General features: G+C 71.5%; 13 protein-coding genes and 1 tRNA gene. 8 read left to right on the forward strand and 6 right to left on the reverse strand.

Going from position 1 to position 14,423, the window contains the following annotated elements:
• Window positions 1-4 precede the first annotated feature (4 nt).
• Together dcd and ACFYO9_RS27435 are read right to left on the reverse strand one after the other, a co-directional pair.
• Window positions 5-580 carry a dCTP deaminase gene (gene dcd / locus ACFYO9_RS27430; protein WP_055565996.1) on the reverse strand — a complete coding sequence of 192 codons (576 nt, stop codon included), beginning with the start codon at window positions 578-580 and terminating at the stop codon, window positions 5-7.
• 91 nt (window positions 581-671) lie between these two features.
• A complete protein-coding gene (locus ACFYO9_RS27435) occupies window positions 672-830 on the reverse strand; it encodes a hypothetical protein (protein ID WP_355812619.1) in 159 nt (52 codons plus the stop codon).
• A gap of 281 nt (window positions 831-1,111) precedes the next feature.
• On the opposite strand from ACFYO9_RS27435, the gene ACFYO9_RS27440 reads away from it, so the two are divergent.
• From ACFYO9_RS27440 to ACFYO9_RS27455, 4 genes are all read left to right on the forward strand, one after another.
• Window positions 1,112-1,182 (forward strand) — tRNA-Gly (locus ACFYO9_RS27440).
• 149 nt (window positions 1,183-1,331) lie between these two features.
• Entirely contained in the window at window positions 1,332-1,679 is a 348-nt protein-coding gene (locus ACFYO9_RS27445; protein ID WP_355812616.1) for a transcriptional regulator, read from the forward strand.
• The gene (locus tag ACFYO9_RS27450; protein ID WP_355812613.1) at window positions 1,676-2,347 is read left to right on the forward strand and encodes a nucleotidyl transferase AbiEii/AbiGii toxin family protein; all 672 of its coding nucleotides are present in this window, start codon (window positions 1,676-1,678) and stop codon (window positions 2,345-2,347) included. The genes ACFYO9_RS27445 and ACFYO9_RS27450 overlap by 4 nt, the downstream gene beginning before the upstream one ends.
• An 18-nt stretch (window positions 2,348-2,365) precedes the next feature.
• A complete protein-coding gene (locus ACFYO9_RS27455) occupies window positions 2,366-2,632 on the forward strand; it encodes a hypothetical protein (RefSeq protein WP_355812610.1) in 267 nt (88 codons plus the stop codon).
• Here the strand turns inward: ACFYO9_RS27455 and ACFYO9_RS27460 are convergent.
• Window positions 2,612-3,292 carry a hypothetical protein gene (locus tag ACFYO9_RS27460; protein WP_358779219.1) on the reverse strand — a complete coding sequence of 227 codons (681 nt, stop codon included), beginning with the start codon at window positions 3,290-3,292 and terminating at the stop codon, window positions 2,612-2,614. The two genes, ACFYO9_RS27455 and ACFYO9_RS27460, sit on opposite strands and share 21 nt — an antisense overlap.
• Window positions 3,293-3,598: 306 nt before the next feature.
• On the opposite strand from ACFYO9_RS27460, the gene ACFYO9_RS27465 reads away from it, so the two are divergent.
• Both ACFYO9_RS27465 and ACFYO9_RS27470 read left to right on the forward strand, forming a co-directional pair.
• Window positions 3,599-4,627, forward strand: coding sequence for a helix-turn-helix domain-containing protein (locus ACFYO9_RS27465; protein ID WP_358779220.1), 1,029 nt, complete (start codon window positions 3,599-3,601; stop codon window positions 4,625-4,627).
• A 470-nt stretch (window positions 4,628-5,097) separates the two neighbouring features.
• Complete coding sequence (locus ACFYO9_RS27470) at window positions 5,098-6,477, forward strand: alkaline phosphatase (RefSeq protein WP_358779221.1); 1,380 nt, start codon at window positions 5,098-5,100, stop codon at window positions 6,475-6,477.
• 23 nt (window positions 6,478-6,500) lie between these two features.
• On the opposite strand, the gene ACFYO9_RS27475 is transcribed toward ACFYO9_RS27470, so the two are convergent.
• Both ACFYO9_RS27475 and ACFYO9_RS27480 read right to left on the reverse strand, forming a co-directional pair.
• Window positions 6,501-7,385: a hypothetical protein gene (locus ACFYO9_RS27475; RefSeq protein ID WP_358779222.1), complete on the reverse strand. Its 885-nt coding sequence runs from the start codon at window positions 7,383-7,385 to the stop codon at window positions 6,501-6,503.
• Window positions 7,386-7,394: 9 nt separating this feature from the next.
• Complete coding sequence (locus tag ACFYO9_RS27480) at window positions 7,395-9,704, reverse strand: TerD family protein (RefSeq protein ID WP_358779223.1); 2,310 nt, start codon at window positions 9,702-9,704, stop codon at window positions 7,395-7,397.
• 253 nt (window positions 9,705-9,957) lie between these two features.
• On the opposite strand from ACFYO9_RS27480, the gene ACFYO9_RS27485 reads away from it, so the two are divergent.
• Entirely contained in the window at window positions 9,958-11,853 is a 1,896-nt protein-coding gene (locus tag ACFYO9_RS27485) for a bifunctional metallophosphatase/5'-nucleotidase (RefSeq protein ID WP_358779224.1), read from the forward strand.
• Between the two features lie 97 nt (window positions 11,854-11,950).
• Here ACFYO9_RS27485 and ACFYO9_RS27490 read toward each other — a convergent pair whose 3' ends face one another.
• Complete coding sequence (locus ACFYO9_RS27490) at window positions 11,951-13,180, reverse strand: helix-turn-helix transcriptional regulator (protein WP_358779225.1); 1,230 nt, start codon at window positions 13,178-13,180, stop codon at window positions 11,951-11,953.
• A gap of 171 nt (window positions 13,181-13,351) precedes the next feature.
• Between ACFYO9_RS27490 and ACFYO9_RS27495 the strand changes: the two genes are divergently transcribed.
• Entirely contained in the window at window positions 13,352-14,116 is a 765-nt protein-coding gene (locus ACFYO9_RS27495; RefSeq protein ID WP_358779226.1) for an NAD(P)H-dependent oxidoreductase, read from the forward strand.
• The last annotated feature ends 307 nt before the right edge of the window (window positions 14,117-14,423 follow it).

Here is a 14,423-nt window from a genome sequence, read left to right on the forward strand (position 1 = left end):
CTGCTCACACCTGTGTCCGATGGAAATTGAGGAAGGAACGGGAGGCGGTCGGCCCGCGCTGCCCCTGGTAACGCGACCCGTACCGCTCCGAGCCGTACGGCGCCTCGGCGGGCGAGGTGAGCCGGAACATGCACAGCTGCCCGATCTTCATGCCCGGCCAGAGCTTGATCGGCAGGGTCGCCAGATTCGAGAGCTCAAGGGTCACGTGCCCGCTGAACCCCGGGTCGATGAACCCGGCGGTGGAGTGCGTGACCAGCCCGAGCCGCCCGAGGCTGGACTTCCCTTCGAGCCGGCTGGCGAGATCGTCGGGAAGGCTGATGACCTCGTACGTGGAGGCGAGCACGAACTCCCCGGGGTGCAGGATGAACGGCTCGTCACCCTCGGGCTCCACGAGCCGCGTCAGGTCGGCCTGCTCGACGGAGGGGTCGATGTGGGGGTAGCGGTGATTCTCGAACACCCGGAAGTAGCGGTCCAGCCGCACGTCGATGCTCGAGGGCTGCACCATGGATTCGTCGTACGGGTCGATCCGCACCCGTCCGGAGTCGATCTCGGCCCGGATGTCCTTGTCTGAGAGAAGCACGCACCGAGGATACGCAGAGCGCGCGGGCCCGCCCCAATCGGACGGGCCCACGCGCGCTGTAGTCGTTAACGCTGCGGCCGTACCGCTGTCGCTACCGCTTCTGCAGGGACACCGGCACGGCGTGCCGGAGCCGGGCGCAGCGCGGACAGCGGATGAGCCGGCCAGGACCGAGCCGGTCCGCCTGCTGCATCGGGAACGACGTGGTGCTGAAGACGTGCCCTTCGGCACATCGGACGACGGTGCGGTCCATCAAGTCCTCGAGTCCCTTCCCCGGTCGTGGGTGAGCTCGTACGTACCCGTACTCGCTCGTCTCTCGCTCGCCTCCGAGCCGACGACGAAAGCCCACATTACGGTATGAAAGGGACGCCACTCCAGGCGGCACGACCGCGATCCACGGTACGCCCCAACTCCCCGCGTCCGCACGGCGCATCCACCCCCCGGACAGCACGCAGACCCCGCGGCGGAGGCGCCCGGGGCCCGTGATGAGGTAGAGTGTGCGACGGTACGACACCGCTTACGGCGGCGTATTTCGCGGGTGTAGTTTAGTGGTAGAACATCAGCTTCCCAAGCTGAGAGTGCGAGTTCGATTCTCGTCACCCGCTCTTGTTGAACCCCCAGGTCATGGATCTGGGGGTTCTTTTCGTTCAGAGTTGGCCGGCTGCAGACAGGACAAGCACGCTCCTGGGAGAAGGGCGTGTGCCAGTCTGCGGATCGAGAAGCCCCACCGTGGGCTCTACTGGATAATCGACGTATGGCAACACAGCCCGGTCTCTCTCATCTTCGCCGTGCCAAGTTCGCTCGGCGTGCGCCCGCCGCGCTCTCCGAGCTCGTCGGACCTCAGCACGGCACGGTGACCTTGCCGCTGCATCTGGCGTGGTCGGGGCTGACCACGTTCGATCTCGATCAGCCTCGGTTGCGGATGAGCTACTACCGAATCGTCCTGGCCGAGGGGCTGCAAGACGATCTGGTCCGGTTCCTCAATCGCGACCTTCTGGTCAGCCTGTGGCCCACACTGCGCACCCTGGTCAGCCGTGATGTCCGGGAGGTGTGGGAGAACTCCTTCGACGAGCTGGCTCACGAAGCCCAGGCCGCTGCATGAACCTCACGGATCTGCACCGTCGCCTGCTTGCGGATGTCCTCGACGTGGGTGGTGTCTACCCTTTGGCGCTTACCGGCGGCTATGCGGTCCAAGCACACGGGCTGGTGAACCGGCTCAGTCAGGATCTCGATGTCGCAACCGAGAACCCGGAGCGCATGGAGGATATCGCCACTGCCGTGCGCACCGGTCTGGAAGAGCTTGGATGGCGCGTGAGAGCTCTGGAGACAGATCCGTTGTCGGCGCGGCTCATCGTCACCGATCCCGCCAGCCGTGAGGAGTGCGAGGTCGACGTCCTCAAAGAGACGCTTTGGCGGCCCCCTGTGCACACCGAGCACGGGCTGGTGCTGTCCCTCGAAGATGTCGTCGGCACCAAGGTTCGCGCGCTGGCCGACCGCGGACTGGCCAGGGATCTGGTCGACGTACAGGCCGCGGGCGACCGCTGGAGCCACATCGAACTGGAAGAGCTTGGACGGCGCCACGCCCGCGACTCCTTCGACCTCTGCGAGCTTCAGGCACGGTTGGGTGGGACCGACTGGATCGACGACACGGAGTTTGCCGCCTACGGGCTCGACGAGCCAGCGATCAACGAGCTGCGTCGGTGGGCGCAGTCTTGGGCCGACGACATCGGTGAACGAATCCAGGAGATGGAGCCTCCGCACGAGGACTGAAGGTGGCGCGGCAACCGTGTGCTCTTCGGCCTCCCGGCCGACGAACCGGCGCATGTCGCCCTCGCCGGCATCGTCCTGCCGAACGACGTATCGGTGGCCCTGCACCGCAAGTTCGGCTTCGCCGAAATCGGAACCTTCCACGAGTACGCCGTGAAGAACGGCGAGTACCTGAGCTCCCTTTGGATGCAACGCCTGTGGTCCACTCCCTTCGACGGTTCCACGTCCGGGTCGCGGGCGATGTTGCTGCGGCGGCTTTGGTCAGGGTCAGGTGGTGATCGTTCGTAGGAAGTGGTCCGCGTCCGCGGGGTCTGCCAAGCGGCCCAGTTCCAGCCATGAGCCGTCCCCGAAGCGGAGCTTGAACGTGGCGTAGCCGCGTGGCTGGTTCGGGTCGCCCTCGGCGTGCGCCTCGTTCAGGGGGAATTCCGCCACCGTCCGGAAGTCGTCCGCCCCGGTCGGGAACAGGCGGCGGCCCGGTGACGCCGCCACGTGGATGTGGTCCTGCGTCAGCAGGACCAGGCGGCTCTTGCTGGGTGAGTCGCTGTACCAGCGCAGCAGGAGGCGGCCCGCCGTCAGGGACCAGTCGCCGTCGAAGGGGGCGTCAGGGGGTGGGGTGTCGTCACCCGGCCCCCCGTCGGCGTTGGCGTTGGCTTCGCGGGTCCGCCGCTTGGGGCCGATCCGCCACCAGCCCCGCTCCCCCCTCAGCGCCGCCCCCAGCCTCTCGGCGAACTTGTCGAGCAGGATGTACGGGACCACGAGGAAGAAGAACACCACCGCCCCCGCGTACACCAGCCAGTGGTACCGCGACTTCAGCCGGCCCTTGCCCGCGGCGCGGTGGACCTCCTTGGGCGGGGCGGGGATCGGCTTGTGCAGCTCGCACCAGACCAGGGCCTTCGGGTCCTCACCCAGGATCTTCCGTGCCCGTCGCCGGACCTTGCGCTTCGCCATGGCGATGATCTTAGGCGGGGAGGGGCGGCTCGATGCGGGTGGGCAGGCTCGGATCAGTCTGCCGGGACGAACCGTTCCACAAGGGGCGGACCGCTGTCAGCCGCCGGGGGCCGGCCCCCGTACTCAACAGGGCCTCCCCGACCGTCAGTTCCAGCCAATACCGCGCGCGGCCGCTCAGGACGCCTCCCCGGTGCGGCGGGTCTCGGTTAGCGTCGCGTTCTGCCCGCGGACGCAACGCGCGGGGCGTGGGCAGAGGGGGCAGAGGAGACGCGGGGGGCGTACGAGCGTACGAGGAAGTGGGCCTGCATGATGCGAGCGAGCCTGTCCAGCGAGGCCGTGCCCCCGGCGGAGCGGTTCGACTGGTGGTACGGGAAGAAGTCCGCGTCGCCGATCTCGACGACGTTGCACAGTGACTTCACCGATGACTTTCCCGTCAGGGTCGACCACGTGGACCTCGGGGCGACGACCCTGACCACCATGGCGTACCCGGCGGCCGAGGTGCGGCGCACCGCGCGGCACATCCGTAGGGGTGACCCCGACAGTCTGCAGGTCTCCCTGACGTTGCAGGGGCACAGCGGGTTCGAACAGTGCGGCCGCAACGTCCGGTTCGGGGCCGGCAACCTCCTCCTCTACGACTCCTCCTCACCCTTCGCGGGGTGGATGCGGCGCCTCGACGGCGGTGGCGCCCCCAACGCCCCCACCCGCAGCATCGTGGCCACGCTCCCCCGCCACCTGCTGCCCTTCCCGGCCGAACGGCTCGCCGCCCTCCTCGCCAGGCCGATGTCGGCGGAGGAGGGTTTCGGGGCGTTGCTCTCCCACTTCATGCGGCAAGTCACCGATGACGTGGGGCAGTTCGGTGACGGGGACGGCGCCTCCGCGCGGCTCTCCCACACCCTCGTCGACCTCGTGGGGCATCTGGCCGCCCAGCATCTCGACCGGGAGCGCGAACTGCCGCCGGAGAGCCGTCGGCGCACGCTGCTGCTGCGGGTGCAGAGCCACATACGGCGTCACCTACGGGACCCCGCCCTGAACCCCGAGAGCATCGCCGCCGCCCACCACATCTCCACCCGCTATCTGCACCGGCTCTTCCAGGAGCAGGGGCTCACCGTCTCCTCCTGGATCCGGCAGCTCCGCCTCGAACGGTGCCGGCGCGCGCTCGCCCATCCCGCCCTCGCCTCCGTGCCGGTCGGCGCGATCGCGGCCCGCTGGGGCTTCACCCGGCCCGCCGTCTTCACCCGCGCGTTCCGCGCCGCGTACGGGGTCACGCCCAGCGACGTACGCGCTCACGCGCTCGCCACCGGGTACGCGTGGTCACATCCGACGACCGTGCGCTGACAGTCGGTGCTGCACCCGTGCGCTGGTGGTCAACGGGTGTGCGCTCCCGGTCAACGACACCGGCCGAGACGGCCGGAAGACTCTTGCCCGGCGGCGAGATCGGGGCCGGGAGCTCAAGGCTCCGGTTTCGGGGGACCGTCGCCCGTGTCCGCCGCCGCGCCCGTGTCAACGGGGGAGGGCGCCGGGGCGCGCACGCCAGGTGGGCGGTGTGCCGGACCCTTGCCGTCCAGCACACCGCCCTGGGCTCGGTCGGGCTCGGGGCCCGCCGACGCCGTCGTCCCGCCGGGGACCGCCAGGGACCGCCGGAGACCGCCGGGTCCGCCAGGGACCGCCAGGAGCCGTCGGCTTCGTCGCGTCGCTGTGACTCGTGTCAACCCCGCGCCATCAAGAAGGCACCCGTACGTCCCGTTCGGTTCATGTGGCGCTGGTGAGGTGGCCGGACCGTACCAGGACGTTTCGAGGAGTTCTCCGTGGTCAGACCGCATCTGTCCCCCACCCGTCGTCGCCTGACCGTGGCCGCGGCCGTGGTCGCCGCCTCCGCCGTGGCGGTGACCGTCACCGCATCCGCCAGGGCCTCCGACACCCGGGACCAGGCCCGGCGGGCCATCCAGGGCGGCAAGGCGAAGAACGTCATCCTGCTCATCGGTGACGGCATGGGCGACTCCGAGATCACCCTTGCCCGGGACTACACGGTGGGGGCGAACGGGCGGCTCGACATGGACAAGTTCCCGCTGACCGGCGCGTACACGACGTACTCGGTGCACAAGGACGGCACGCCCGACTACGTCACCGACTCCGCCGCCTCCGGCTCCGGCTGGGCCACCGGCGTGAAGACCGTCAACGGGCGCATATCGAAGACGCCGGGCAGCGACAAGGCCGTACCGACGATCCTCGAACTCGCGCAGAAGAAGGGGTACGCGACCGGGTCCGTCACCACCGCCGAGCTCACGGACGCCACCCCCGCCGTGCTCGCCTCGCACGCCACCGACCGCAGCTGCCAGGGCCCCGCCGACATGGCCAAGTGCCCGACGGACACCATCGCCGCGGGCGGGCCGGGGTCCATCGCCGAGCAGAGCGTCGACCACAAGGTCGACGTGCTTCTCGGCGGCGGCAGGCAGCGGTTCGACCAGAAGGTCACCGACGGCAAGTACAAGGGGCTCACGGTCACGCAGCAGGCGCGGCGCCTCGGATACCAAGTCGTCACGGACGACAAGCAGTTGAGGGCCGTCAAGGGCGGCAAGCCCGTCCTCGGGCTGTTCGCGCCCGGCAACGTGCCCGTCGAGTGGACCGGCAAGGCCGCGGCCAAGGGCGGCACCGAGCCGCAGCGCTGCACGACCTCCAACCCGGGCCGCCCGGCCGGCACGCCCGCCCTGCACGACCAGGCGAGCAAGGCCATCAAACTGCTGGAGGCCAAGCAGAAGGCGAAGAAGAGCAAGCGGGGCTTCTTCCTCCAGATCGAGGGTGCGTCGATCGACAAGCAGGACCACGCCGCCGACCCGTGCGGTCAGATCGGCGAGACGGCGGCGTTCGACCGCGCGGTGAAGGTGGCCCGCGCCTACGCGGCCAAGCACCCCGACACGCTGGTCGTGACCACCGCGGACCACGCGCACACCAGCCAGATCGTGCCGCTCGAGGCGCAGCCGCCCGGCCTCTCCGCCACGCTCGTCACGGACGAGGGCCAGCAGCTGAAGGTCAACTACTCGACGAACACGCCGGGCGCCTCGCAGGAGCACACCGGCACGCAGGTGCGGATCGCGGCGCAGGGCCCGCAGGCGTACCGGGTCCTCGGCGTCACCAACCAGACCGACCTGTTCGGGACGGTGCGGGACGCGCTGGGGCTGCGGCGCTGACCTGATCACGGCGGCCCCTCGGGTCAGTTCTGGTTCACCGGCCAGACGGCGGCGGGGTCGCAGTGGTCCGGGCAGGCCAGCAGGTAGATCTCGTTGCCGAGGAACAGCGCGTCGGTCTCGTCGCCGAACTCCATGCCCTCGGGCACCTGGCAGAGGTACGAGAGCTCGGCGCCGCACCCGCACCGGTACCGCTCGGGCGACTGCGCCCAGGAGGGGATGCCCCCGACCTTGAACACCTGGGCACCGCACCCGTAAGGGTCCGGGGTGTCCTCGAAGGGCCGCAGCGTCAGGGGCAGGGGGCGCAGGGAGGGTTCGGCGTCGGGGTCCGGGGCGGGCGTCGTGCCTGCCGGGAGTTCGGGGGCGGGCAGGAGCAGGACGCGCCAGAATGGGCTCGGGTAGTGCGGCTGCGGGGCGTCCCAGAAGCGGGGCGCGAGCCGGCCGTCGGTCACGTCGGGGTCGGACGCGTCGTTGTGCGTACGGCAGTGGAAGACCAGGAGGTGGTCGCCGCCGAAGTACGCGATGTCCGGGGGGACGTCGAGCTGGAAGAACAGCGCCATGCGCCGACCGCAGAAGCAGGTGGGCCAGGGGTGGGCGGGGGCGGTGGCGGTCGCAGTGGCGGTCGCGGTGGCGGTACGGGGGGCGGTACCGGAGTCGGGGGCAGTTCCCTTTCCCGTACGGGCAGGGGTGTCCCTACCCGTACGGGCAGGGGTGCCCCTTCCCGTACCGCCCCCGTCGTCCTCGTCCGCGCCGAGGTACGGCCAGCCGCCCATCGAGTTCCGCGCCGGGCCCGCCAGCGGCTCGTTCCCGACCTCGATCACATGGGCCGGCAGCGCCTTCGGCACCGTCCCCGCTCCCGTCCCCGTCCCCGTCCCCGTCCCCGCCGCACCTTCGCCCACCCGTATCGACATCCGCACACCTTAAGGTCCGACCCGCCCCACGACCTCCCCCTCCTCGGGCAGGCGGCGGCTCACTCCCGGCGCGGGTGCCGCTCCCGGCGCGGGTGGGCGCGGCATGGACCGTTCCAGCGGCGCCGCAACCATCGCGTGGAAGCGGTGCACCGCGTCGTCGACGCTGCGGATGAAGCCCGACTCGGCGTTGCCGCGGCTGCTGCCCATGCTCTTGAAGAGGGAGAGCCGGAAGCCGGTGACCGGCACGCCGGCCTTCGGCAGCAGGTCCGCCGGTTCCGGCCGCAGCCGCTCCAACGTGCCCCGAGGGCCGCCCGCTTCACCCTCCACCAGCGTCTCGATGTGGAGGTCGGCGGGCGCGTCGGCGAGGCTGCGGATGAGGCGCTTGACGCGGGTCAGGGGGTAGCCGTTCTCGGGCGCCGGGATGTCGATGGACGTGCGGAGCTTGCCGGTGCGCAGGTCGGCGGTGACGGCCAGGACACCGGGCGTGCCCTCGACGCGCAGCTCCGCCCGGAGTCTGCCGTCGCGGCAGAGCTGGTCCGCGCGGGCGGACCGGCGGGCGGCGGGGTCGGTGCCACGCTTGGACCGCTGGACCGGCAGCACCTTCTGCCCGAGTTCGCCGCCGAGCCTGAGGCAGACCTGGCGGATGAGCCGCTCCCAGCTCTTGACCACCTCCAGGGCGCGGGAGTCGCCCTGGCACAGGGTCTCGTCGTCGATCCCGTTGCGCACCGGGACCCAGGCGGCGCCCATGTTCTGGAAGCCGTGGCAGCCGGAGTTCTCGTGCTGGAGATAGTGCAGCAGCTCCTGGAGCAGCCAGGCGTGCGCGATGTTGCCCACGCCCTCGTGCCGGATCAACATCTGTGCCTGGTACGTCACTTCGGCCCAGGACAGGTGCCACAGGGCGACCGTGTGCTTGCGCCGGCCGTCGACCTTCACGTCGACCAGCGGGGTGCCTTCCAGGGCGACGTCGTTCGAGAGCGTGATCACGGCCTCGTAGCCCCGGCGTGCGGCGATGTCCATGTACGCCTGCACCTGGTCGGCCTTCAGGGCGTTCCCGTTGGTCTTGGTCTCGACGAGCGCCGTCCACAACTTGCCGGCCCGCTCCACGCGGATCACGCCGTCGGGCCGGCGCGGGGTGTCCCCGTACGGCAGCGAGACCTCCGTGAACGTCTCCATGCGGCCCGCCGGCGCCCCGAACGCGGCGGTGAGTCTCCTGCCGAACTCCGGGATCTGCGCCATGACCGACAACAGGACGGAGGTGGCGCGCATTTCGCGGTCGTGGTCGCTCTTGAGGGCGGAGACCGGGAAGAGCCTGGACTCCTTCCAGGAGTCGTTCTCCGCCAGGGACTTCTTGGCCGCCTTCGGCAAGGTGACCTTGCGCTTCGCGGTGCGGGGGCGGGGTGTGGGCTTCTTCGGGGGGCCGGCCGGTGAGTCGGCAGGCGGGACGGTCGCCTCGGTGGTCGCCTCGGCGGTCGGGGCGGCGGTCGGGTCCGGCGCCGGTTCGGGGTCGGGTTCCTGGGTCGCCGCCCGGGGCGTGAGGGTCTGGGGGACGTTCGCCTGGGGCGCGATCGCCTGGGGCGGTGCTGCCTGGGGCGGTGCTGCCTGGAGCGGTGCTGCCTGGAGCGGTGCTGCCTGGAGCGTGGGCGACTGGGCCACCTCCGCCACGGGGACGGCCCCTTGACGGACCACTCCCTGCGGGACGGCCTCCGTGCCGACGGCAACCAGCGCGTCCGAGTCCCCGCCCCCGTCCCCCTCCCCGTCCGGCTCCCCCTCCGCATCGTCGTCGATGTCCACCCCGAAGTCCGTGGCCAGGGCCGCGAGGCCCGCCTCGTACCCCTGGCCGACGGCACGGAACTTCCACTCGCCGCCGCGCCGGTACAGCTCGCCGAAGATGAACGCGCTGACCGCGCCCGTCTCGTCGACGCCGAAGCGGAGCAGCCCCGCGCCCGCGCTGTCGGCCAGGGTGAGCCGCAGGTCGTCCAGTTCCCCGAAGTGGGCGCCGTCGTACCGGCTCGCCGCGATCACGATCCGGGTGACGCCCTCCGGGATCGCGGTCAGGTCGAAGCTGATCCGGTCCCTGTCGCCGCTCCCGGTCGGCGTCTTGCCCAGGAGCTGAACGCCGCCGTCGGCGGCCACCGGGTTGTTGTAGAAGCAGAAGTCGGCGTCGCTGCGCACCTTGCCGTCGGCGGCAAGCAGCAGCACCGACACATCCGCGTCGCCCTCGCCCGTCGGGCTGGTCCAGTCGAGACTCACGATCACGGCGTCGGAGTTCTCGCTCAGCGTCGCGAGGCCTACGTTGCCGCCCTTGGTCAACTCGTACACACGCCCACCCCCATCAGGCGCGCGTCACACACTCGTCGCCCACCCCGGACCGCGCGCCGGACACATCTTGTGATGCCTCTTGTGACGTACGGCACACCGCCGCACAGCGGCACTGTAGTACCGGACGCGTACGGCCTGTGGGCGTCTGCCGGAAATGCCGGAGGCATAGGGCGAGGGCGCTCATGGAGTGACAATCGGATCGCCGCTGGCGTGTCCGGCGTCCATACGATACGTAACTTTATAACTTCCGAGCGTGACTGAATTTGCGCATCGCACGTCTGCTCGTTCCGCCTGCCTCTTCAAACGTGTCGTCCTCGGCTGTGCCGCTCTCGCGCTGGGGATCGTCCTGCTCGTGCCCAGCCTCGGGGGCCCCGCGGAAGCGTCCGCGTCCGCACGGGCGGTGAAGCCGGCGGCCGCGGCCGTGACCGCCGCCGCGGCCGCCCCCGCGCACGGCTCCCGGGGTGGCGTGCCCGTGCAGCTCATCGCGCTCAATGACCTGCACGGCAACCTCGACCCGGTGGAGGGGGCCGCCGGACGCGTGGTGCGGGGCGGCGGAGGGGGAGGCGCAGGCGGTGGCGGCGGGGGAGGCGGAGGTGCCAGGGGGAGCGGGGTGCAGGCCGGCGGGGTGCCGCAGCTCGCCACCCTCGTGGAGAAGGCCCGCGCCGGGCAGCCGAACTCGCTCACCGTGGGCGCCGGCGACATGATCGGCGGCAGCCCCCTGCTCTCCGCGCTCTTCCACGACGAACCCACCGTCGAGGCGCTCGAACAGCTCGGGCTCGGCGTCAGCTCCGTCGGCAACCACGAATTCGACGAGGGAGCCCGGGAGTTGGAGCGCATGGCGGGCGGCGGCTGCCACCCCGAGGACGGGTGCGCGCCCGGCGGCGGGTACAACGGCGCGGACTTCCCGTATCTCGCGGCGAACGTGACCCGTAGGGGCAGCAGTGAGCCGCTGCTGCGGCCGTACGACGTGAAGCGGTTGCCCGGCGGGCAGCGGATCGGGTTCATCGGGCTCGTCACCAAGGACGCGCCCGCGGCGATCAACGCCTCGCAGATCCGCGATCTGGAGTTCGGGGACGAACTGCCCGTCGTGCAGCGGTACTCGAAGGAACTGACGCGGATGGGCGTCAAGGCGCAGGTGCTCCTCGTCCACGAGGGCGAGGCCGCGCACGGCGTCGCCGGGCGGGGTGACTGCGACGACGGCGGGCCCGCGGCCCAGCTGCGCGGCCGCATCAAGGGGATCGCGCAGAAGGCGCCGGGCGCGGTGGACCTCGTCGTCAGCGGCCACTCGCACGACTCGTACGAGTGCACGGTCAACGACCCCCAGGGGAAGCCGCGTTCGGTGACGCAGGCCGACTCCTTCGGGCGGTCCTTCACGGACCTCCGCTTCCGCCTCGACGGCAGCGGGGACGTCATCCGCGGGACGGTCAGCGCGAAGAACCGTGTCGTGCCGGTCAGCACCCCGAAGCATCCCGGGATGACCGACCTCGTCGAGACCTGGCGCAAGCGGTCCGCCACGGTCGCCGACCGGACCGTCGGCTACATCTCCGGCGATCTGCCGGGCCGCGGCTCGCCGAAGAAGGAGACCCCGCTCGGCAGCCTCCTCGCCGACGCGCAGACGGAGGCGACCGCCGACAAGGGCGCCGATCTCGCCCTGCTCAACCCGGGCGGCATGCGCGCCGACCTCGTGCACAAGGACGACGGCGCGGTCACGTACGCCGACGCGTTCCGCACCCAGCCGTTCTCGACCTCGCTGACGACGATGACCCTCACCGGTGCGCAGCTGATCGCCGTACTGAAGGAACAGTTCACCGGCGCCAACGCCGACGATCCGTTGTTCCTGCAGCTGTCCTCGGGGCTGCGGTACTCCGTCGACATGAGCCGTTCCGGTGGCGCCCGACTGCTGACGGACACGGTCAGGGTGAAGGGGGAGCGGGTCCGGGCCGGGGCGAAGTACCGGGTGACCGCGAACGACTTCCTCGCGAGCGGGGGCAACGGCTTCGGCACGTTCAAGAAGGGGGCCGAGCGGGAGGGCGGGGGCGTCACGGATCTGGACGCGCTCGTCCATTACCTGGAGAAGCACTCCTCCGGTCCCGACTCCCCCGTACGTCCGCCGGTGGCCGGGCGGATCACCTTCCTTGAGGGTCGGTGATCCTGCCGGCCGGTTGGGCTTGTGCGGGGACTGGTTGGGCGTGTGGGGCGGCCGGTCGGTCGTGTGCGGCGACCGGTCGGTCGAGTGGGGCGGTCGGTCAGTCGCGCGCGGCGCCCCGCTGGTCGAGCGTGGCGGCCAGCCGGTCGAGTGCGGCGGCTTCCGGTGTGCCCTCCGCCGCGCCGAAGACGTGCACCACCAGGCCCGTCTCGCCGGGCGCGGCCGGCACGTGGAACGTCTCGTAGTCCAGCGTGAGCACCCCGGCCCCGGCGTGCCGCAGCCGTTTGTGTCCCGCCGCGCACATCACGACCTCACCGCTGTCCCAGAGCCCCCGGAACTCGGGGCTCCGATCGGCCAGTTCGGCGATGAGCGCGGTCAGGACCGCGTCGTCCGGGTACCGCCCGGCGGCGACCCGCAGTTGGCCGACGGCTTCCGCGGCCCGGTCCGCCCACTCGGGGTACACGTCGCGGGAGGCGGGATCGAGGAAGAGGTAGCGGGCGTTGTTGCGGTCTCGGCGGGCCGGTTCGGCCAGTCCGCCGAGGAGTTCGGAGCCCAGCGGGTTCCACGCCACGATGTCCAGCCGGCGGTCGGTCGCGAAGGCGGGGAAGCCGGGCATCGCGTCCAGGATCTGGCGCAGCAACGGGCTGACCCGGACGGGCGGCACCGGACGGCCGGGTTCGGCGGCGGCCAGGGTGCCGAGGTGGGCGCGCTCCGCCGCGTCGAGGCCGAGCGCGTCGGCCAGGGCGCGCAGGATCTCCGGGGAGGGCTGGGTGGCGCGGCCCTGTTCCAGACGTACGTAGTAGTCGACGCTGATGCCGGCCAGCTGGGCCAACTCCTCGCGGCGCAGGCCACGTACGCGTCGGCGGCGACCGCCCTTGATGCCCACGTCCTCCGGTGCGACGCGGGCCCGCCGTGCGCGGAGGAAGTCGCCGAGGGGGCGCCGGGCGTCGTGGGGCGGGGCGGGAGCGGAGGCGGGGGCGGGAGCGGAGGCGGGGGCGGGTGCGGGTGCGGGGGGTCTGGCGGCGTCGGCGGCGCCGGCCGCGTCACCTGTGGCTGGGTTGCCTCTGCTTCCTGGGGTGCCTGGGGTGCCCGGGTTGCCCGGCGTGCCTGGGGTGCCTGGGGTGCCCGGCGTGCCTGGGGTGCCCGGCGTGCCTGGGGTGCCCGGCGTGCCCGGCGTGCCTGGGTTGCCCCTGCCGCCTGGGTGGCCTGGGTAGCCGGGGTCGCCCGCTGCCGCCGGGGCACTGTCGGGGCCGGGCGCCACGTCCGGTGGCGTGTCCGACGGCGACGGATACGTCGTGGCGCGGGGCATGGCGTGGGTCGTGGCGTCCATGCGGTCCAGTATCCGTGGCCCCGCAGGAGGGGCCCTGGGCGGCAGCGGGTGGCCGTGGGTGGCAGCGGGTGGCCGTGGGTGGTAGCGGGTGGTATTCGCAGTACCAGGACCGTCGTTCCTGCGTCATGGAGGGTGCTGGCTGCCCCGCCGCGTCCGCGAGAACTTGGTCGCATGAAGATTCTCGTCGTCAGCGCCCACCCCGACCCCCGCTCCCTCAACGCCGAACTCGCCGGGTTCGCCGTCGATCACCTGCGCGCCGCAGGGCACGAGGTGCGCGTCTCCGACCTGTACGCGATGAAGTGGAAGGCCGTCGTCGACGGTGACGACTTCCCCGACCACGCCGGTGACCAACGGCTCCACGTGATGGACGTGTCACAGGACGCGACCCTGGCGGAACGCCTCACCGCGGACGTCGCCGCCGAGCAGGAGAAGATCCGCTGGGCCGACGCGCTCGTATTGCAGTTCCCGATGTGGTGGTTCTCCGCGCCCGCGATCCTCAAGGGCTGGATCGACCGGGTCTTCACCGCGGGCTTCGCCTACGGTCCCGCGGTTCCCCCGCCGTACAGCGAGGGTGCCCTCGCCGGGAAGCGGGCGCTGGTGTCGGTGACGATGGGCGCGCGGGAGACGGCGTTCTCCGACCGCGGCATCCACGGCGGTCTCCAGGACGTGCTCCACCCGTTGCAGCACGGCCTGTTCTGGTTCACCGGCGTCGCGCCGCTCGAACCGTTCGCGGTGTACGGGGCGAACGCGCTGCCCGACGAGCAGTTCGCGGCGGCGCGGCGGGAGTTGGGCGTCCGGCTCGACGGTCTCTTCACGGACGAGCCGGTCCCGTTCCGTACGCTCGTCGGCGGCGACTACGACCACGAAATGCGGCTGCTCGCGGGCGTGGAGGAGCCGGGCACGGAGGGGCTCGCCCTGCATGTCCGGGGGCGGTGATGAGGATGCGGGCCGCGGCCTGATCGCGGCGGCGTGCCCGCGGCGGCCCGGTCGCGGCGGTCTGATCGCGGCGGCCCGGTCGCGGCGGTCTGATCGCGGCGGTCTGATCGCGGCGGTCTGATCGCGGCGGTCTGGTCACCGCTGGCCGGCCGCCGCCGGCTAGGGCCTGTCCGGGCGACCTCCGTAACGCGGTCGACGGGCCGGGCCACCTTAATCCGGGACGTCGAGCAGAGCCCGACGCCAGGCAGCGGCGTTGTCAGTCCCCGCCGCTATCGTTCGCGCGTTCACGATCATCAGGGAGGGGTGG

This window comes from Streptomyces sp. NPDC005863 (assembly GCF_042871345.1).
Lineage (GTDB): Bacteria > Actinomycetota > Actinomycetes > Streptomycetales > Streptomycetaceae > Streptomyces.

Coding starts and splice junctions, on each gene's coding strand:
- ACFYO9_RS27435 (WP_355812619.1), bottom strand. CDS start 830: ATGGACCGCACCGTCGTCCGATGTGCCGAAGGGCACGTCTTCAGCACC.
- ACFYO9_RS27445 (WP_355812616.1), top strand. CDS start 1,332: ATGGCAACACAGCCCGGTCTCTCTCATCTTCGCCGTGCCAAGTTCGCT.
- ACFYO9_RS27450 (WP_355812613.1), top strand. CDS start 1,676: ATGAACCTCACGGATCTGCACCGTCGCCTGCTTGCGGATGTCCTCGAC.
- ACFYO9_RS27460 (WP_358779219.1), bottom strand. CDS start 3,292: ATGGCGAAGCGCAAGGTCCGGCGACGGGCACGGAAGATCCTGGGTGAG.
- ACFYO9_RS27465 (WP_358779220.1), top strand. CDS start 3,599: ATGATGCGAGCGAGCCTGTCCAGCGAGGCCGTGCCCCCGGCGGAGCGG.
- ACFYO9_RS27475 (WP_358779222.1), bottom strand. CDS start 7,385: ATGTCGATACGGGTGGGCGAAGGTGCGGCGGGGACGGGGACGGGGACG.
- ACFYO9_RS27490 (WP_358779225.1), bottom strand. CDS start 13,180: ATGGACGCCACGACCCACGCCATGCCCCGCGCCACGACGTATCCGTCG.
- ACFYO9_RS27495 (WP_358779226.1), top strand. CDS start 13,352: ATGAAGATTCTCGTCGTCAGCGCCCACCCCGACCCCCGCTCCCTCAAC.